This window comes from Mycoplana sp. 10N416 (genome assembly GCF_056394765.1).
The window spans coordinates 13,909-33,577 of sequence record NZ_JBFTIM010000014.1 but is presented as its reverse complement, the minus strand read 5'-3'; the positions used below and the strand labels follow the sequence as shown (position 1 = coordinate 33,577).

The 19,669-nt window shown below is 63.9% G+C and carries 14 protein-coding genes; 11 read left to right on the top strand and 3 right to left on the bottom strand.

Features of this window, described 5'->3' with window-relative positions:
• Nucleotides 1-259 precede the first annotated feature (259 nt).
• The gene (gene polA, locus AC1DDS_RS22265; RefSeq protein ID WP_477480845.1) at nucleotides 260-3,238 is read right to left on the bottom strand and encodes a DNA polymerase I; all 2,979 of its coding nucleotides are present in this window, start codon (nucleotides 3,236-3,238) and stop codon (nucleotides 260-262) included.
• A gap of 488 nt (nucleotides 3,239-3,726) precedes the next feature.
• On the opposite strand from polA, the gene AC1DDS_RS22260 reads away from it, so the two are divergent.
• The 11 genes from AC1DDS_RS22260 to AC1DDS_RS22210 all read left to right on the top strand — a co-directional run bounded on the left by AC1DDS_RS22260 (nucleotide 3,727) and on the right by AC1DDS_RS22210 (nucleotide 17,362).
• On the top strand, nucleotides 3,727-5,118 hold the full coding sequence (locus AC1DDS_RS22260; RefSeq protein ID WP_477480844.1) for a dipeptidase: 1,392 nt from the start codon (nucleotides 3,727-3,729) through the stop codon (nucleotides 5,116-5,118).
• A 392-nt stretch (nucleotides 5,119-5,510) separates the two neighbouring features.
• Nucleotides 5,511-6,461, top strand: coding sequence for a lysylphosphatidylglycerol synthase transmembrane domain-containing protein (locus AC1DDS_RS22255; protein ID WP_477480843.1), 951 nt, complete (start codon nucleotides 5,511-5,513; stop codon nucleotides 6,459-6,461).
• A 90-nt stretch (nucleotides 6,462-6,551) separates the two neighbouring features.
• Complete coding sequence (locus tag AC1DDS_RS22250; protein ID WP_477480842.1) at nucleotides 6,552-7,049, top strand: BA14K family protein; 498 nt, start codon at nucleotides 6,552-6,554, stop codon at nucleotides 7,047-7,049.
• A 349-nt stretch (nucleotides 7,050-7,398) separates the two neighbouring features.
• Nucleotides 7,399-8,274: a hydroxymethylglutaryl-CoA lyase gene (locus AC1DDS_RS22245; protein WP_477480841.1), complete on the top strand. Its 876-nt coding sequence runs from the start codon at nucleotides 7,399-7,401 to the stop codon at nucleotides 8,272-8,274.
• Nucleotides 8,271-9,065, top strand: a complete 795-nt coding sequence (locus tag AC1DDS_RS22240) for a crotonase/enoyl-CoA hydratase family protein (protein WP_477480840.1) — start codon at nucleotides 8,271-8,273, stop codon at nucleotides 9,063-9,065. Before AC1DDS_RS22245 ends, AC1DDS_RS22240 begins: the two co-directional genes overlap by 4 nt.
• 292 nt (nucleotides 9,066-9,357) lie before the next feature.
• Nucleotides 9,358-10,185, top strand: coding sequence for a transporter substrate-binding domain-containing protein (locus AC1DDS_RS22235; protein WP_310423944.1), 828 nt, complete (start codon nucleotides 9,358-9,360; stop codon nucleotides 10,183-10,185).
• 165 nt (nucleotides 10,186-10,350) lie between these two features.
• Entirely contained in the window at nucleotides 10,351-11,631 is a 1,281-nt protein-coding gene (locus AC1DDS_RS22230; RefSeq protein WP_477480839.1) for an NAD(P)/FAD-dependent oxidoreductase, read from the top strand.
• A gap of 19 nt (nucleotides 11,632-11,650) precedes the next feature.
• Nucleotides 11,651-12,622 (top strand): amino acid ABC transporter permease, encoded by a 972-nt coding sequence (locus AC1DDS_RS22225; RefSeq protein WP_477480838.1) that lies wholly within the window; start codon nucleotides 11,651-11,653, stop codon nucleotides 12,620-12,622.
• Nucleotides 12,612-13,490, top strand: a complete 879-nt coding sequence (locus AC1DDS_RS22220; protein ID WP_477480837.1) for a DMT family transporter — start codon at nucleotides 12,612-12,614, stop codon at nucleotides 13,488-13,490. The genes AC1DDS_RS22225 and AC1DDS_RS22220 overlap by 11 nt, the downstream gene beginning before the upstream one ends.
• A gap of 195 nt (nucleotides 13,491-13,685) precedes the next feature.
• Nucleotides 13,686-14,417, top strand: a complete 732-nt coding sequence (locus tag AC1DDS_RS22215) for a GntR family transcriptional regulator (RefSeq protein ID WP_477480836.1) — start codon at nucleotides 13,686-13,688, stop codon at nucleotides 14,415-14,417.
• A gap of 29 nt (nucleotides 14,418-14,446) precedes the next feature.
• Nucleotides 14,447-17,362: an aminotransferase gene (locus tag AC1DDS_RS22210; RefSeq protein WP_477480835.1), complete on the top strand. Its 2,916-nt coding sequence runs from the start codon at nucleotides 14,447-14,449 to the stop codon at nucleotides 17,360-17,362.
• 487 nt (nucleotides 17,363-17,849) lie between these two features.
• On the opposite strand, the gene AC1DDS_RS22205 is transcribed toward AC1DDS_RS22210, so the two are convergent.
• Both AC1DDS_RS22205 and AC1DDS_RS22200 read right to left on the bottom strand, forming a co-directional pair.
• Nucleotides 17,850-18,641, bottom strand: coding sequence for an inositol monophosphatase family protein (locus AC1DDS_RS22205; protein ID WP_477480834.1), 792 nt, complete (start codon nucleotides 18,639-18,641; stop codon nucleotides 17,850-17,852).
• Nucleotides 18,638-19,660, bottom strand: a complete 1,023-nt coding sequence (locus tag AC1DDS_RS22200; protein WP_477480863.1) for a sugar phosphate isomerase/epimerase family protein — start codon at nucleotides 19,658-19,660, stop codon at nucleotides 18,638-18,640. The genes AC1DDS_RS22205 and AC1DDS_RS22200 overlap by 4 nt, the downstream gene beginning before the upstream one ends.
• Nucleotides 19,661-19,669: the final 9 nt, after the last annotated feature.

Genomic DNA, 19,669 nt, shown 5'->3' with positions numbered 1-19,669 from the left:
TTTCAGAGCGCTTTTGGATACCGCGCGCCTTTCGCAGGCGCTTGCCCGCCCGGTTTAACGGTTGCTAACCATGACTCGAATCGAAGCTTCGCCGACCTATTCGCAAGGCGTCCTAATGTGCCGCGAGGAGATCCGGCACGCAGGAACAACGGACCGATCGGCGTCGTAGCCCGTGCGTCTGCCGCCGGCTGCTATGGGGCAAGCCGCATCCAATCGGGCGCGCGGAAACGCAGTAGCCTGGACGGCCCCCGGGCCGGGTTTAGTGCGCCTCATCCCAATTGTGCGCCGCCCTGGCTTCGACCTTCAGCGGCACCTTCATTGCTACCGCCGGCATGGCGGCGTTTTCCATCACGTCGACGATGATCGGCATCGTGCGTTCGGCCTCCGCATCCTCGACCTCGAAGATCAGTTCGTCGTGCACCTGCAGCAGCATGCGGGCGGAGAGCCCGCCCGCGGCAAGCGCCGGCTCCATTTTCACCATGGCGCGGCGGATGATGTCGGCCGCCGACCCCTGGATCGGCGCGTTGATGGCCGCCCGCTCGTTGAAGGCACGGACGGAAGGATTGGACGACTTGATCTCCGGATAGTGTGCGCGGCGCCCGAAGATGGTTTCCACATAGCCGTGCTCGCGCGCGAAGGCCTTGGTGTTGTCCATATAGTCCTTGATGCCGGGGAAACGCTCGAAGTAGCGCTTGATGTAGTCCCCGGCTTCGGAGCGTTCGATGGAGAGCTGGTTGGCGAGGCCAAAGGCGGAGATGCCGTAGATGATGCCGAAGTTGATTGCCTTGGCGCGGCGGCGCACGTCCGCGGGCATGCCCTCGACCGGCACGCCGAACATTTCCGACGCCGTCATCGCGTGGATGTCGATCCCGTCGGCGAACGCCTGCTTCAACTGCGGGATGTCGGCGACATGGGCAAGCACGCGCAGCTCGATCTGGCTGTAGTCGGCAGAGACGAGCTTGTGTCCGGGCGAAGCGATGAAGGCGGCGCGGATCTTGCGCCCTTCACTCGTACGGATCGGGATGTTCTGAAGGTTCGGATCGACTGAGGACAGTCGGCCGGTCGTCGTCGAGGCGAGCGAGTAGGAGGTGTGCACGCGCCGGGTTTGCGGATGGACGTAGCCGGGCAGCGCGTCCGTATAGGTGGATTTCAGCTTCGTCAGCTGCCGCCAGTCGACGATCTTGCGAGGCAGCGGCACGCCTTCGGCCGCGAGGTCTTCCAGCACCTGCGCCGACGTCGACCACTGTCCAGTCTTCGTTTTGGCGCCGCCGGGCAGGCCCATCTTGCCGAACAGGATGTCGCCGAGCTGCTTGGGCGAGCCGATGGTGAAGCGCTCCCCGGCAAGCTGGTAGATCTCGTCTTCGAGCGCGGCCGCGCCCTGACCAAGGTCACCTGAAAGGCGTGACAGCACCTGCCGGTCGATCGTGATGCCGCGCTCCTCCATGCGGGCAAGCACAGGCACGAGCGGCCGCTCCAGCCGCTCGTAGACCGTCGTCAGTCCCTCTGCTGCAAGCCGTGGCTTAAGCACATGCCACAGGCGCAGCGACACGTCGGCATTTTCGGCCACGTAGGCGCTCGCCCGGTCGATGTCGACGAGGTCGAAGCTTTGCGCGCCCTTGCCGCTGCCGGTCACGTCCTTCAGCGCGGTCGGCTTGTGGCCGAGCCAGCGCTCCGACAGCGAATCCCTGCCGTGCGCACCGGCGCCGGCGTCCAGCGCATAGGACATCAGCATGGTGTCGTCGAAACTCTGCATGGTGATGCCGTGCCGCTTCAGGACCAGGTAGTCGAACTTGAGATTCTGCGCCACCTTCAGGATCGACGGATCCTCGACCAGCGTCCGCAGCCGCTCCAGCGCATCGCCGACCGGCACCTGTCCGTCCGCAAGCCCGGCACCGAGCAGGTCGCCGGCGCCAGTCCTGTGCTGCAGCGGAACGTAAGCGGCGCGGATGGAAGCGCCGGCCAGGCCCTTGGCGTTGTCGGCGATCGCCAGCGAAAAGCCGCAAAGCTCCGCCTGCATCGCATCCTGCGTCGACGTCGCCGTGGCAAAGCCGACGAGGCCCCCCTCGCGCGCATCGGCGATCCAACTGTCGAGGGCCGCAAGGTCGCGGATCGCCACATAGGCTGAGCGATCGAACGACCGGACCGCGAACAGCGCGGCGCGCGCCTTTGCCAGTGCCGCCGGCGTCGGTGCGTCCGGAGAGGCGTCCGGCAGCAACGTACTAGCCGCCTGCGCCGCGCTCGTCGCGTCGTCGGTCACCGGTCGCCCGGCGACGATGTCGAGGTCCGGGCCATGGGCGTTCGTACCCCATTCGACCGGAACGAAAGCCGCCTCGATCGCGGATGCATCGCAGCCGCAGACTTCGGCGACACGCCGGGTGAGGGAGTTGAACTCCATCGCCTTGAGGAAGGCGATCAGCCTCGGACCGTCCTGCGGCTCAAGCACGAGATGGTCGAGCGGCACGTCGAGCGGCGTGTCCGTCTTCAAAGTCACCAGTTCGCGCGACAGCAGCGCCTGGGCGCGGTTGGCGATGATGTTCTCGCGCCGCTTTTGCTGCTTGATCTCCTCGGCGCGGGCCAAGAGCGTGTCCAGATCCCCGTATTCGTCCAGGAGCTGAGCCGCCGTCTTCGGCCCGATTCCGGGAATGCCGGGAATGTTGTCGGTCGAATCGCCCGTCATCGCCTGCAGATCGATCATCTTGTCCGGGGTGACGCCCCACTTCTCGACAACTTCCGGAACGGAGATCTGCTTGTCCTTCATGCCGTCATACATCGACACCTTCGGTGTCACGAGTTGCATGAGGTCCTTGTCGGAGGAGACGATGGTGACGTCGGCGCCGGCCGCCTCGGCCAGGCGCGCATAGGTGGCGATCAGGTCGTCGGCCTCGTAGCCTTCCTTTTCGATGCAGGGGAGATTGAAGGCCCTCGTCGCGTGGCGGATCAGCCCGAACTGCGGGATCAGGTCTTCCGGCGGCGCACTGCGGTTCGCCTTGTACTGATCATAGAGTTCGTTGCGAAAGGTCTTCGAGGAGTAGTCGAAGATGACTGCAAAATGGGTGGGCGCGACGCCGACATCGGTGTTGCGCGCATCCTTGAGCAGCTTCCACAGCATGTTGCAGAAACCGGAGACCGCGTTGACCGGCAGGCCGTCCGACTTGCGGCTCAGTGGCGGGATCGCATGGAAGGCGCGAAAGATGAAGCCCGAGCCGTCGACGAGGAAGAGATGATCACCATTTTTCATGGCTCATGGATAGCGTGCGACGCTGCGCACGTCCATCATCGTTTGCCTCCGAGAACTTCCCCAAAACCACTTTGAAAGCCTCACACAAACGTTACCAATTTGTAATTTTCCTGACGGCGCAAGTCCCTTGAAAAGCCATATTCCGGGACCCAAATGATGGTCATCGGCACCTGATCAAGCCGTGGTCTGGCATCCCGGCCTGTCCCCCGCCGCGCCAGACTATAGGACAAAGGCCTTATCCCCCTCTCCGGGCCTTTGTCCACAATTCGCAAAAGCCGCTGCGGACGCGCCTCCCGTCCGCAGCGGCTTTTTCTTTGCGTCCAACTGCTATTCTCGCCTGCGGTGCAAGTTTCCGAGCCGCTGATCGCCCCTGATCGCGCCACAATTGCTTTTCGAATTCTGCGCTTCGGCCGGGCAAAGTCGCTCGGAAATCGATTCCGATCCGCATCTGCATGCGCTAAGGTCCGGCCGAAAAGAAGGATTCGACCATGACCAATCTGCTACCCGTACTCGACCACGCCGCCGCGAATGTTCCCGCCAGCCTCGAGCGACTGTTCGAGCTCGTGCGCATCAAATCCATATCGACGGATCCGGCCTACTCGACCGAGGTGATGCGGGGCGCGGAGTGGTTGGTGGCGGAGCTTCGCTCACTCGGTTTCGACGCGACCGTGCGCGAGACCTCCGGTCATCCGATGGTGGTCGCCCACCATGACGGGGCAACGCCCGACGCGCCGCATGTGCTGTTCTACGGCCATTATGACGTCCAGCCGGTCGACCCGCTGAGCCTTTGGGAGAACGATCCGTTCGAGCCGGCGGTGCGCGACATTGCCGGAGGGCGCCGGATCATCACCGGCCGCGGCACCTCCGACGACAAGGGGCAGTTGATGACCTTCGTCGAGGCCTGCCGCGCCTACAAGGAGACCGCCGGGTCGCTGCCCTGCAAGGTGACGATCCTTTTCGAGGGCGAGGAGGAATCCGGCTCGCCTTCGCTGAAGCCATTCCTCGAGGCCAATGCCGCCGAGCTCAAGGCTGACTACGCCCTGGTCTGTGACACCAACATGTGGGACGCCGATACGCCGGCAATCTCGGCCGGGCTTCGCGGCCTCGTCGGCGAGGAAATCGTCGTCAAGGCGGCCGACCGCGACCTGCACTCCGGTTATTTCGGGGGCGCCGCCGCAAATCCGATCCATATCCTGAGCGATGTTCTTGCAGGTCTGCACGACACATCCGGTCGCGTGACGCTCGACGGTTTCTACGAGGGCGTCGAGGAAACGCCAGCGGAGATCAAGGCGACCTGGGACAAGCTCGGCCAGACGGCCGACAAGTTCCTCGGCGAAATCGGTCTCTCCATCCCGTCAGGCGAAAAGGACCGCTCGGTTCTCGAACTGACCTGGGCGCGGCCGACAGCCGAAGTGAACGGCATCGTCGGGGGCTATACCGGCGAGGGGTTCAAGACGGTGATCGCAGCAGAAGCCACCGCGAAGGTCTCCTTCCGTCTGGTCGGCAACCAGGATCCGGCCAAGATTCGCGACACCTTCCGTGCCTACGTCCGCTCCAAGATCCCGGCCGACTGCTCGGTGACCTTCCACGCCCATGGCGGCTCGCCCGCGATCCACCTCCCCTACGATTCGCCGCTGCTCAACAAGGCCAAGGACGCGTTGTCGGAGGAATGGCCGAAGCCCGCGGTCATGATCGGCATGGGCGGATCCATCCCGATCGTCGGCGATTTCCAGCGGATGCTGGGCATGGAGTCGCTTCTCGTCGGCTTCGGACTGTCCGACGACCGCATCCACTCGCCGAACGAAAAATACGAACTGCGCTCGTTCGAAAAGGGCATCCGCTCCTGGATCCGGATCCTGGCGGCTCTCGGCGCCCGCTAACGCCGTCCCCGCCGCCTGACGGCACGCAAGGCTTTCCGGGCAACAACCGCCCGGAAAGCGCATCGCGCCATCCCTTCCGTGCGATGCGCCTCCGGAAATCGCCGTCTTGCACCGAAGGGTGGGCGTAAGACGTTCCCACAAAGACAATAGCCGAAGCTCGCCTCGGACTGATCACGATCGATCAAACCTGCGCGGGTTTTCAATCGCGTCATTGTCGTGCTTGCCGACAATGGTTTAATTTCGCTGCCGACAAATCAGTGTGAGGGACGGCTCCGCGGGGGCGGAGAAGAGAGGGAGGAAACATACCGCATGAGCAATAGCAGTACGGACAAGCGGCGGCAGACAGCCCTGATTTTAGCAAGCCACAGCACGTACGCGCGGTCTTCGGTCACATGAAACTCGGCAAGCTCTTTTGGCCCGCCGTGGGAGCGGTGGCCATCGTCTTCTCCGTCTGGATCCTCTATCACGACCTCAAGGGGCTTTCGTACCACGATTTCCGGGACAGCCTTCTGGCGATCCCGCTCTCCGGCTGGCTGCTCGCCGCCGCGGCAACCATCGCGGCCTATGCCGCACTGGCCGCCTACGACCATTTGGCGCTGGAACATCTGGGCCACCGCATCTCGCTGTGGTTCATCACCGTTGCGTCGTTCACGGCCTATGCCCTGGCGCACAACATCGGCGCGTCCGTGCTTTCCGGTGCCGTCGTGCGTTACCGCGCCTATTCCTCGAAGGGCCTGACGGCCAGCGAGGTCGGCGTGCTCGTCGCCTTCTGCTCGTTCACCTTCGCGCTTGGAACCGCGGTGCTGTTCGGACTTGTCCTGATCATCGAGCCGGAAATCATCGAACGCTTCGCAACCTTCCTGCCGATCGAAGCGGCGTTCTCGACCGGCGTGCTGATCCTCTTCCTGGTTGCCCTCTACATCATCGGCAGCCTCGTCGGGTTTCGGCCGATCCGTACGCGCTGGCTGCACCTGGAGTATCCCCGCCCCTCCGTTGCCCTTCGGCAATTGCTGATTGCTCCGGTCGAGCTATTGGCTGCTGCGGCGATCATCTATTTCGTGCTGCCAACGGCCGGCAACCCCGGCTACCTGGTCGTGCTCGGCGTCTTCCTCGCGTCCTTCTCCGCCGCGCTGCTGTCGCACGCGCCGGGCGGCATCGGCGTTCTGGAGCTTATCTTCATCGCCGCACTCCCCGAAATAGAGGCCGTAGATGTGCTGGCAGCGCTCGCAGTCTTCCGCGTGTTCTACCTTATCATCCCCTTCGTCTTGGGGCTGGGTGCCGTGTTCGTCTTCGAGCACGCACGCTATAGCCAGATCAGAGCCGACGAGGAGGATCAGGTGTGAGCAGAGCCGGTTCATCCCCCGTTCAGCCCAATTAATCCATAAGTTGCTTAATCGCTGTGCTGAGAAGTCAGTCTTTTTGGAGTTGAAGATATGGGAAAGATCGTCACAGGCCTGATGGCGGCTGTCTTGTCCGCGGCCACGCTTGCAACCGCTTTCGTTCCGGTTCAGGCAAGTGCCATGCCCCGCGCCGGCGCTTCCGTTCCGACCGACGTAGAGAACGTCGACTACTATGTCCGGCGCGGTTATCGCGATGGCCCGCGCTACAGCGGCGGCGGTCGCTACTATCGCGGCGGCGGCGACCGCTACTATCGCGGCGGTGGCGGATATTATCGCGGCTATCGCGGCTATCCCTACTATCGCGAGGGCTATCGCCGCTACGACGACGGCTACTGGTATCCGCTCGCCGCCTTTACGGCCGGCGCCCTGATCGGGGGCGCGATCGCCAGCCAGCCCCGCTACTACGACGGTGGCGTCAATCCGAGGCATTTCGATTGGTGCGCCGGACGCTATCGCTCGTACCGGGCCTACGACAATACGTTCCAGCCGTATTACGGGCCACGCCAGCAGTGCCAGTCGCCGTACTATTGATCCAACAAAAGAGCGGCCGCGAGCCGCTCTTTCCGCGACTGCGCGAAAGCACAGAGATCGTCACAGCCCGCTTGGACGGGCGCCGGGGCGGTCGGCGTGGACCTGATGGACCATCTACCTTCCCGCGGCAATGCCATCGATATGCCTGAACCGACCAAAGCATGAGAGAAAGTCATCATGCTTTGGTCGTCTCGATCACCCATGCAAGAGTTCAGGCTACAGTCGGTGCTGTGTCTGCGTCGAAGTCGCCGCACCATGTAACCGGATGTGATCGCATCGATGACCATTGCCGCCGCCGGCCAAGTGAGCGAGGGTACGGTGTTGCTGAACCTTGCGAAGAGGAAGGCTGATGGGCGATTTCGTCGAGATCGTTGAAATGGCCGCGCGCGATGGCCTGCAGAACGAAAAACGGATCATTCCGGCGGCCGGGAAAATCGCGCTGATCGACCGGCTGTCGGCTTGCGGTTTTCGCCGGGTTGAGGCGACCAGCTTCGTCAGCCCGAAATGGGTGCCGCAACTCGCCGATGGCGCCGACGTGATGGCCGGGATCATTCGCCGCCCGGGTGTACGCTTTTCGGTGCTGGTGCCGAACATGAAGGGCTACGAAGCGGCGCAGGCCGCACGCGCCGACGAGGTGGCAGTCTTCGTTTCTGCCTCCGAGGGCTTTTCCCGCGCGAACATCAACTGCTCGGTTGCGGAAAGCCTGCATCGCCTGCAGCCCGTCGCGGATGCGGCGCGGGCCGACGGCATTCCGTTGCGGGGCTATGTCAGCTGCGTCGTTGCCTGCCCCTATGATGGGCCGACCCCACCTGCGGCCGTCGCAGATGTCGCCGACAAGCTGTTTGGTCTCGGCTGTCACGAGGTGAGCCTCGGCGACACGATCGGGCGCGGAACACCTGAAGAAATCGCCGCCATGCTGCACGCCGTTCTGGCACGAGCCCCTGCAGAGAAACTGGCCGGACATTTTCACGACACGGGCGGGCACGCGCTCGACAACATCCGCATCAGTCTCGACATGGGGCTGCGGGTCTTCGACGCCTCGGTTGGCGGTCTTGGCGGATGTCCCTACGCGCCGGGGGCGCGGGGCAATGTCGATACGCTGGCCGTCGCGCGGATGCTGGAGGCGATGGAGCATCCGACCGGGCTGGACCTGAACATGCTGGCAGATGCCGCGGCCTATGCACGCGATCTGGTGAGAGTGCCGGAAAGGGACCTTCGACCATGAATTTCGAGACGATTTCGATTGCTGTCGATCAACGGGGCGTGGCGGTGCTGACGCTTGCCCGGCCGGATCAGCACAATGCTCTTTCGGGCCAGATGATTGCCGACCTGACGGGTGCTGCCGCACTGCTCGGGGCCGATCGGCAGGTGCGGGTGGTCGTCGTCACCGGCGCGGGCACGAGTTTCTGCGCGGGCGGCGATCTCAAATGGATGAAAGACCAGGTTGACGCCACCAGGGAACAGCGGACCGCCGAGGCGCGCAAGCTGGCGCTGATGCTGAAGGCGCTGCGCGAACTGCCGAAGCCCCTGATCGCCCGCGTGAACGGTCAGGCCTACGGCGGAGGCGTCGGCCTGATCAGCGTCTGCGATGCCGCGATTGCCGCAACCGGGGCACGCTTCGGCCTTACGGAGACCCGCCTCGGCCTCATCCCGGCGACGATCAGCCCCTACGTGATTGACCGGATCGGCTCCGCTGCTGCGCTTCGCTACTTTACCTCCGCACGGATCTTCGCCGCGGATGAAGCGCGGTCGGTGGGTCTTGTGAGCGCCGTCGTCGAACCGGATGGGCTGGATGCAGCCATCGAGGCCGAGATCGAACCCTATTTCGCCACGGCACCGGATGCCGTCGCCGCCGCGAAGGCACTGGTCCAGGCTGTCGGCCGGCCGATTGACGAGCAGCTAATTGAAATGACCCTGATGCGGCTTGCCGATACCTGGGAAACGGTCGAGGCCCGCGAGGGCTTGGCGTCCTTCATCGAAAAGCGGCCACCGTCCTGGAAAGTGCAGGCGAGTTAAGTCCTCTGACTCTTGCATTTCCCCAAGGCTGAGGGGTTCCCATCGCGCGGACCGGGTCACCTTGACGCATCGCGGAAGCGTTTTCCGCGTTTGCCGAAAATGTCCTTCGCCAAGTTAACCTGACACCCCCAGCATAGACTGCCATCACAAACTCGCATGACTTTATCAAATTGTTTCATGGGGGAAGTATTGCTTCCTGCGCTTGACACCCAATCGCCCGCCTTCTCTAAATTATGTTGTCAGACATCTTACATAATTGGGAACTTGCTGACGGTCTAACCAGGAGGATCTCGTGAGGAAATTGCTCGCACAGCTTGCCATCGGCGTTGCCGCCCTGGCGTTCGTGACCGCCGCCCAGGCCGGGGAAACGCTCGACCGGGTCATGGAGAAGAAGGCGCTGGTTGTCGCCACCAACAGCGGCTGGCCGCCGCAGAGCTATCTCGACGACAGCAACCAGCTGGTCGGCTTCGACATTGACGTCTCCAGGGAAATTGCCAAGCGCCTCGGCGTCGAAGTCAGCTTCGAGACCCCCGACTGGGCGACGCTGACCGGCGGCCGCTGGCAGGGCCGCTACGACCTCGGCGTCGGCTCGGTGACGCCCACCAAGGCGCGCGCCCAGGTGATCGACTTCGCCGGCATCTATTATTACAGCCCCTATGTCTACGTTGTGCACAAGGACAGCGAGGCCAAGTCGGTCACCGACCTGAACGGCAAGGTGATCGGCGTCGAGACCGCCACCACCTCGGAAGACTTCATCAACCGCCGGCTCGAAATCGACGCGCCCGGCCTGCCGCCGATCGAGTACAAGCTCGAGCCCGGCGAGGTGCGCACCTTCGCCGATTCGATGCTGCCCTTCGACGACCTGCGGCTCGGCAACGGCGTCCGCCTCGATGCGGTCATCGCACCGGAGCAGACGGCGCTGAACGCCATCAAGAATGGCTATCCGCTGCGCACGCTCGAGGGCGAGTACGCCTTCCGCGAGCCGCTGGTGGTGATCGCCGAGAAGGTCGATCCGGACTGGACGAAGAAGGTCGGCGAGATCATCACCGAGATGAAGACGGACGGCACGCTGGCTGCGCTTACCACCAAGTGGTACGGCAAGGACTACGCCGCCGACTGACGCGCCAAGGCAGGTCGCGTGACACCAGGTTTCATCCGACCTGCTTTTCTGTTCCTATGCCAGTCTCCCGAAGCCGCTGCGCGGCTGCCGGGGGACTGGCATCAGACCTGACGACCGGCGGCGTCGACCGCCTCCTCCCACCCGTCAACCAGTGATGCGGACCCCATGGCCTATCCCGACACCTACTACAAGCGAACCATGAGCGACGCCCGGACGCGGCCCGCGCTCGCTGGCACGATCGAATGCGACACCGTCATCGTCGGCGGCGGACTTGCGGGCCTGACGACGGCGCTGCAGCTTTGCCGCGCCGGCCGGTCCGTCGTGCTGCTGGAGGCCGAAAGCGTCGGCTTCGGCGCCTCGGGGCGCAACGGCGGCTTCGTCAGCCCCGGCTTTGCCACCGGCGGCGACGACATCGCCCGCATGGCCGGCGTCGAGGCGGCGCGCAGCATCCACCGGCTGTCGATCGAGGGCGTCGACTTCGTCCGCGACACGATCCAACAACTTGCCATCGAGGATGCGCGTCCGCAGCCGGGCATTTCCAGCATGTTGCGCTATGACGGCGGCGACACGCTGAAGCAGCACGCCGACGCGATGGCGAAGACCTACGGCTACGAACTCGAATATCTCGACACCGCGCGCGCCCGCTCGGTGCTGAAATCGAAGCGCTACTTCCAGGGCCTGCGCGACGGTCGCGCCTTCCACATGCACCCGCTCAACTATCTGCGCGGCGTCGCAGCCGAAATCGAGCGGCTCGGCGGGCGCATCTACGAACAGACGGCGGCGGAACGCTGCGAACTCGACGGCGCGGAAAAGATCGTCGCCACGGCCGGCGGGCGGGTCAAGGCACGGCAGGTGGTGTTCACCACCGGCGGCTACACCGGCGGGCTGAACGGACGGCTGAAGCGCGCCTTCCTGCCGATCGCAACCTACGTGATGGTCAGCGAGGAGGCGCCGGATCTGATCCGCTCGGCGATCGAGACGACCGACGCGATCGGCGACAACCGCCGCGCCGGCGACTACTACCGCGTCATCGACGGCGGCAAGCGGCTGCTGTGGGGCGGCCGCATCACCACGCGCGCCGCCTCGACGGCCGCGCTGGTCGCTGAACTCCGCAGCGAGATGACCGGCACCTACCCGCAGCTTGCGGGGTTGAAGACGGAACTGGCCTGGTCCGGCCTGATGTCCTACGCCCGCCACCTGATGCCCCAGATCGGCCAGATGCAGCCGGGCGTCTGGCACTGCACCGCCTTCGGCGGGCACGGCCTCAACACCACGGCGATGGGCGGCAAGCTGATTGCCGAGGCCATTCTCGGCGAAAGCGACCGTTACAAGCTGTTCAAGCCGTTCGGGCTCGTCTGGGCCGGCGGCTACGCCGGACTGGCGGTCGCCCAGCTCACCTATTGGAAACTGCAGGCGCAGGACTGGTGGCGCGAGCGCGCTGCCTAAACGGGCGGGGGGACACCGAATGATCGGCCGACTGATACTCTCCTATCCGGACGCTGCGCAGCGCGCCGGAATCTTCCTCGTGCTCGCGCTCATAACGCTTGTGGTCTACCAGCTCGGCGTCAGCCCGGCCTGGATCGGCCATCTCGTGCCGGCGACGGAAGCGTGGCTGACCGACAACCCGGCGCTCGGCCGGCTGGCGGGTGCGGTGATGATCGCGCTGATCGCCGCGGCGAACTGGAAGGCGCTGCGTCAGCTGTCGCGCCGGCAGCAGATCATCAGCGTCTGGCTGGAGCTTTTCGCGCTCCTGATGCTGTTCTTCTACTCCTTCGACCTGTCCTTCGCGTTCATCGCCAAGAAGGTCGGCTTCCTGGTCTCGCAGGGCGTGGTGACGACCCTCTATATTTCGGCGATCTCGATCATCATCGCCACCGTGATCGCGCTGGCCGGTGCGATCGCCAAGCTGTCGAAGAACGGCGTCATCTACGGGCTCGCCACCTTCTACACCTCGCTGTTCCGCGGCCTGCCGCTCTTGATGCAGATCTACATCATCTATCTTGGCCTGCCGCAGGTCGGTTACGTCATCGGCGCGGTGCCGGCCGGCATCCTGGCGCTGTCGCTCTGCTATGGCGCCTACATGACGGAGATCTTCCGCGCCGGCATCGAGAGCATCAACCGCGGCCAGACCGAGGGGGCGACGGCGCTCGGCCTCAGTCCGAGCCAGACGATGGCGCTCGTCATCCTGCCACAGGCGATGCGGGTCATCATCCCGCCGACGGGCAACCAGTTCATCGCCATGCTCAAGGATTCCTCGCTCGTCTCCGTCGTCGGCGTCTGGGAGCTGATGTACCTGGCGCGCACCATGGGGCAGACCGAGTTCCGCCACATCGAGATGTTGATCACCGCCTCAATGATCTACTGGATGCTGTCGATCGTGCTCGAATATGCGCAGTCGCTGATCGAGGCCCGGTTCGGGCGTTTCAATGTCCGTTGATGCCGAGGCTGTTCCGAAGCCGGCGGCGCGCCCGAACCTGCACGCCGCGGTTTTCTGCCTGCTCGCCTTCGCTGTGTTTTCCGGAACAGACGTGCTGGTGAAGCTGCTGGCCGAACGTATGGCCGTGCCACAGGTGACGTTCATGGTGACGACCGCGGCACTGGTGCTGCTTCTGGTCCAGGCCGGGGCGACCGGCACACTTGCTTCGCTCCTGCCACGCTATCCGGGCGTTGCCCTGATGCGTGCATTCCTGCTCGCCATCGACACCATCCTGATCCACTACGCATTTTCGATGTTGCCGCTGTCCGAAGCGTATCTGCTCGCATTCCTCACGCCGGTCCTGGTTGCCGTGCTGGCTTTCCTGCTGCTGGGAGAACGGCTGTCGCCGCTTGCCTGGCTCGGGGTGATCGTCGGCTTTGTCGGCATCACCATCGCGCTGCAACCGACCATGGTATCCCTCAATCTCGGCCATGCGGCGGCGGCAGGCTCAGCCCTGGTGTTCGCGCTGTCGCTCCTCCTCCTCCGGCGCACGAAACAATTGGAAACAGATATGGCGCTCGTTTCGACGCTTCTGGTGGTCCTGGCTGCGGTTGCCCTGGGCGCCTTGCTGTCGACCGGCGGCTTTCGGCCAGTCGGCGGGTCCGATCTCGTGTCCGCCGCCGCTGCCGGCCTTTTTCTCCTTGGCGGACACCTGCTGCTCGTGCGCGCCTTCCGCACTGGTGACGCCTCGGTGGTCGCACCCTTCCAATACACCCAGATCATCTGGGGCTGCCTGTACGGTGCCTTGTTCTTTGCGGCCCCCATCGAGCTTCACATGGTTGCGGGCGCACTCGTCGTCATTCTCTCCGGTTGGTTGGTCCTGAAATAATCCCAGGGGGGAGAGCGGAATGTCGTGGGACGACTGACAACTATATAGGTTTGATTAGTTGAGATCTTTTGCGCGATCGGGGCAAGGTGTTAAAATTGTCCAATAATTTGCTTGCAGCCTATGAATTGCCCCTGTCACTGGCAAAATTGCCAGGCAAGAGCATCGCATCTTTTGTCAAGCGGGGGTTAGAGTAATTTGGACGAGCCCCTTCGCGATACACGCACCCTGGTCATCCAGGTTCGCGACTGCATCACGGACCTGATTCGCGAGGATAAACTCCAACCGGGCGACAAGCTGCCAAGCGAGCCACAACTTACGCAGCGGTTCAAGATTTCCCGTCCGGCATTGCGCGAGGCGCTCAAGCTTCTGGAGCAGGATGGCGTCATTTATGTTGAACATGGGCGCGGTCGCTTCGTCTCCGCCATGTCAGCCATCCAGGTGGACAGGCCGATCACGGTGTTCGAGAGCGTCACCGACATGGCCCGGCACTACGGTTATGCCACGGTCAATAGGATGCTATCGGTTGCCGAGGAAATACCCGACCCGACCACGGCCGAACGGTTGCGGCTTCAGCAAGGTGAACGGGTCATCCGGCTGGAACGGTTGCGGCTACACGAGGATCAGCCCATACTCTACTGCATCAACTACATTCCCCGCAGCATCATCCCGGCGCGCCTCCATGACATCGACTGGAGCGGATCTCTCCTCGACCTGCTCGACGACTACAAAAACAGGCCGCGCATGTCGGCTGCAACCGTTTCCGCGGTCCTGCTTCCGGAGGAGGTGGTGCAGCGCAACGATCTGCGCGACTTCGGACCGGCGCTGCTGATCCGTGAGACGTGCTTCAATGCCGCAGGAATACCCGTGGTGCACGCCCTCGACTATCACCGCGGCAGCCACTTCGCATTCAGCCTGGCACGCAAGTGACCGAAAGAGAAAACCACCGGAGAAACGATATGTTGCAAAAGGGCGCTGTGGCGCGCGCAGAGCTGCCGAGGCCGAATGTGTCCGCCGTCGACGCGCAAGTGATCTTTCGCGAGCACTATGGTCTTGCCGGCGATATCGTCGAACTCGGCAGCCAGCAGGACCGGAATTTCCGCATTGATGCCGGCGGCGAGCGCTATGTCCTGAAGATCTGCCACGCCGAGTATCGGCGCGTCGAACTCGAGGCGCAAAATGCGGCGATGCAGCACCTTGCCGCCTCTGCCTTCATGCCCCTCGTGCCGCGCACGATCGTCGCCCGCTCGGGTGACGACATCCTGTCGATCGACATCAACGGCCAACCCTGCCAGGTGCGCCTGCTCGACTACCTCGATGGTGAACCGCTGACGAGGCGCAAATTCCTGCCTGCCGCCACCGTCGCAGCACTTGGCCAGGTGTGCGGACGGGTGGCAAAAGGACTTGAAAGTTTCAATCATCAGGGCCTCGACCGGCAGATCCAGTGGGACCTTCAGCAGGCGGGACCTGTCGCCGCCGCGCTTCTGGCCGCCGTGCCCGACAAACGGGTGGTGACGCGCATTGCTGCCGCGCTGGAAGAAGCCGAACGCCATATCGCTCCGCTCCGTTCCGGGCTGCGCAACCAGGCGATCCATCACGACATTACCGATGACAACGTCGTTGCCACGCCCGATGCCGACGGCAACCCGATTCCGCGCGGGGTGATCGATTTCGGCGACCTGACGCGCGGCTGGTTGGTGGCAGATCTGGCCGTCTGCTGTTCGGCGTTGCTGCACCACGCCGCAGACGATGCTTTCGTTATCTTGCCCGCCGTTCGCGCCTTCCATGCCGAGCATCCGCTCAACGAGGCGGAACTAAAGGCGCTCTGGCCGCTCGTCGTGCAACGGGCCTGCGTCCTGGTGGCAAGTGGCGAAAATCAGCTGGCGCTTGAGCCGGACAACGCATACGCCGCGGGCAATATCGCGCATGAACGGACGATCTTCGAGGTCGCGACCGGTCTGCCGATCGCGGTCATGCAAGCGGCGGTGCTGGAAGCGGTCGGCATGGCAGAAGCTGCCCGGTCGTTGCCGGCGATGCAGCCGCTTCTGCCGGATGTCCCGCCCCCCGCCTTCCGGACGGTACGCCTGGACTCGCTGAGCCCGCTCTTCGAAAGCGGCAATTGGGCCGACGAGGGCATCGAGCAGAAATTGCTGCAGGGGGCGGCGGCGCAAACCGGCGCGGCTGTCACCCGCTACGGCGAACACCGCCTGTCACGCACCCGGCACCATGCGGCGACCGCACCCGCGACCCATGCGCTCCGCATGGAGGCACAGGTTCCGGCCGGCTCCCGACTGGTCGCCCCGTTCGCCGGCGTCATCACGTGCGAAACCGGCCGGCTGCGCATCGACGGCGACCACGTCTCTCTGCTGATAGAAGGCGTCGAGAGCGCAATCGTCGACGGCCAGTTGGTCGGCGCCGGCGACGCGATCGGCAAGGTCGTCGCTTCCGGCCAGCTGCAGGTGCAGTTCTGCCGCGACAAGAGTCTGACTCCGCCGCCATTCGTCATACCGCATCAGGCAAGCGCCTGGTCCCTCCTCTGCCCGTCGCCATCGGTCCTCTTCGGCGGTGATTTCGACGCTCCCGGCTTGGAAAGCGAAGCATTGCTCGAAGTGCGCGAGGCGCATTTCGCCAGACCGCAGAAGAACTATTACCAGCGGCCGCCGCAGATCGAGCGCGGCTACCGCGAGCAGATGTACGCGATGAATGGCCGCGCCTATCTCGACATGGTCAACAACGTCGCGATCCTCGGCCACGGCCACGAGAAGCTTTCCGCGGCCGTCGGGCGACAGTGGTCGCTCCTGAACACCAATTCGCGCTTCCACTACGCCGGGATCGCAGAGTTCTCAAAGCGCCTCGCCGATCTCGCTCCCGAAGGGCTGGATACGGTGTTCTTGGTCAATTCCGGCTCCGAGGCCAACGACCTGGCGCTGCGACTCGCCTGGGCGCGTGCCGGTGCCCGCAACATCATCAGCCTGCTCGAGGCCTATCATGGCTGGACGGTGGCGAGCGACGCCGTCTCGACCTCGATCGCCGACAATCCGCAGGCCCTGACGACGCGGCCGGACTGGGTGCACGCCGTCACGTCGCCCAACACCTATCGCGGGGCGCATCGCGGCCCGGATTCGGCGGCCGGCTATATCGGCGATGTCGAAGCGGCGCTCGCCAAGATCGAGGCCAGGGGCGAAAGGCTCGGCGGCTTCATCGCCGAGAGCGTCTACGGCAATGCCGGCGGCATCCCGCTGCCAAAGGGCTATCTGCAGGAGGTGTACCGGTTGGTGCGTGAACGCGGCGGCGTGACGATCGCCGACGAGGTTCAGGTCGGTTATGGCCGGCTCGGCCATTATTTCTGGGGCTTCGAAGAGCAGGGCGTGGTGCCCGATATCATCACCATCGCCAAGGGCATGGGCAACGGCCATCCGCTCGGCGCGGTCATCACCTCGCGCGCGATCGCCGATTCGCTGGAGAAGGAAGGCTATTTCTTCTCCTCCGCCGGCGGCAGCCCGGTATCCTGCACCGTCGGCATGGCCGTGCTCGACGCGATGCGTGACGAGAAGCTGCAGGAGAACGCCCGCACCGTCGGCGATTACCTCAGGAGCAGGCTGGAAGCGCTCGGCCAGCGCTTCGCGATCGTCGGCGCGGTGCACGGGATGGGCCTTTATCTCGGCCTCGAGTTCGTTCGCGACCGCGAAACGCTGGAGCCGGCCACGCCGGAAACCGCGGCCATCTGCAACCGGCTTCTCGACCTCGGCGTCATCATGCAGCCGACCGGCGATCACCTGAACGTGCTGAAGATCAAGCCACCACTCTGCCTGTCACGGCAAAGCGCCGATTTCTTTGCCGACATGCTGGCAAGGGTGCTGGCGGAGGGCTGGTAGGCGGGCAAACCTCTCAGCCCTATCGCAAGGATCGAGATGCGTAACTGCCACGGACAGCCCGTCGCTCAAGAAGCGGGTCTCCCGAAAGTGGGACGCGTTTGCTTACAAAGGAATATGGGCTTAAAGGGTGGCAAGCGAACCCGAAGGATCGAGATGCAATTTAGCCGCATGTATGAAGCGGAACATTCCGGCGAGGCTGGATACAGTTTTTGCTGAGCGGCGAGTTGCTCACGGAGCAGAAACGCAAAAAGGCGCCTTGCCGCTGGTGCGGAGGCGCTTTTGGTCGAATGTCCCGAGTGGGCGGCTTTGCCGGTGTGGTTGGTTGCGGGGGCCTGATTGCACTGAGACTTGTAGATTTTGGAGCTTCAGGTTGCACAATGGTGACCGCAAACGAAGATCTCCTCAAGATACCCGGTCAGGCTGCGCCGACAATTTGTGCTTTTTTGCCGCGATGTGCTCGCCACATCTGCCGGCGCCCCTGCGAAGGTCATTTGTGCCGCAGGCGCTCGAGCGCTGCCGCGTGCAGCGTCTCGTTCGCGGCCATCAGGACGGTTTCGTATTGGCTCGAATCGTCCAGCGGACGCCCGTTCCAGTCCGAAACGATCCCTCCGGCGCCCTCGATGATCGGTATCTGCGGCAGGATGTCGTAGTCGAACACCTTGCTCTCGACCAAGAGGTCGACAGTGCCAAGCGCGAGCAAGCCGGCGGCATAGCAGTCATGCGACATGCGCGTGAAACGGGCTTCCATCGCCAGGTCTGAAAAGCGTTCCCTGGCCAGGTGATCGAATTGCTCCAGGGCGGAGGTGTAGACGATCGCCTCATCGAGGCGGGTGGTGTCGCTCGTACGCACCAGTGCGCCATTGAAGAGAGTCGGCGATCCGCGACGGCCAACCCAGCGCTCTTTGGTTATAGGCTGGTCGATGATGCCGAGGACTGGCACGCCCTGATGCACCAGTGCGATCTGCGTGCCGAAGGCCAGTGAGCCGGAGATAAAGGACTTCGTACCGTCAATCGGGTCGAGCACCCAGACCCATTGCGCATCGGTCCGGCAGGAACCGAATTCCTCGCCCCGGATGCCGTGTTCGGGGAAATGGGCTTCGATCATCCGGCGCATCGCCGCTTCCGCATCACGGTCGGCGATGGTGACGGGGCTGGCGTCCGGCTTGGCATCGATCGTGACGCGCTTGCGGAAATGCGGGCGGATCACGTCGGCGGCCGCATCGGCCATGGCGGTCGCGAGTGCCAGAAATGCTGGCGGGCAGGCCTCTCGAGGGTTCATTTTTCGGTCCTTTCGGCCTCGGTCGCGATATCGCCGAGCATGCTTCTAACGGTTTCGACCTGCCGGTGGGCTGCGGCGGTCTCCTGCCGCAACCGCGCATCCAGGTCACCGGTCCCGATTTCCGTGAAGCTGGCAGTCCGGGCGGCGATGAAGGGATCCGGCCCTTCCGACGGAAAGCGCAGGGCGGGGGCGAAATAGCCCTCCTCCTCCTCCAGCCCGAAGGCCAGGACCTGTGGTCGATCCTCGCCAAGAAGCAGCAGTTCCACGAGCATCGCCTGCATCGGCAGATGCCCCTCTCCCGTTAAGCAGGCGAGATGCGCCCCGCCGCCACGGTCCGATTGGATGAGACAGTCCTTCACATGCACCTCGGTGATATGGGGCGCCTGAGCCGCCAGCGCCGGCAGCGGTAGTTCGTAGGCGTTGATCATATTGCCGAAATCGAACAGCAGACTGAGGCGTGGATTGGCGACGGCCTGGAGGATGTGGATCAGTTCGTTGGATTTCAGATCCTCGTGCTGTTCAAGCGTGAAACGAAGCCTTCCCTGCGGGTCGAATTCGTTCAGGCGCCGCAGATCCGCGATCGTCCAGTCGATGATCTGAGAAATGTGCCCCTCATAACGCGGATAGCAGCGAAGCGAGGTGGCGCCGGCGGCAAGCGCGATGCGCACCGCATCCGAAAGCCCGGCCGCCTCCGTCTTGCTGGTCTCGACATGAAGTTCCAGCCCGAACGACTCCATCGCCTCTCCATAGGCGCGTAGCGCATCGTCCGACATCCCGGCGAGGCTGGCCTGTTCGCCGTCCTCGACATGGATCTTCAGTCCGGAAAGACGCTGCGCATGGGCGAACTCGGCAAGATGCAGCGGCGTCATCCCGCCGAAGCGCATGTTGAGATGAAAGGCATAGGCATGGGCAAACAGCGGCGCGCTACGCGCCCGCGCAGCAAGCCGGGCACGGTTTGCCGCGCTGAGGCCTGCAATTGTCGCCCGCCAATCCAGGCGTGGCAGGGCGTTCCATGGCATGTCGGTCAC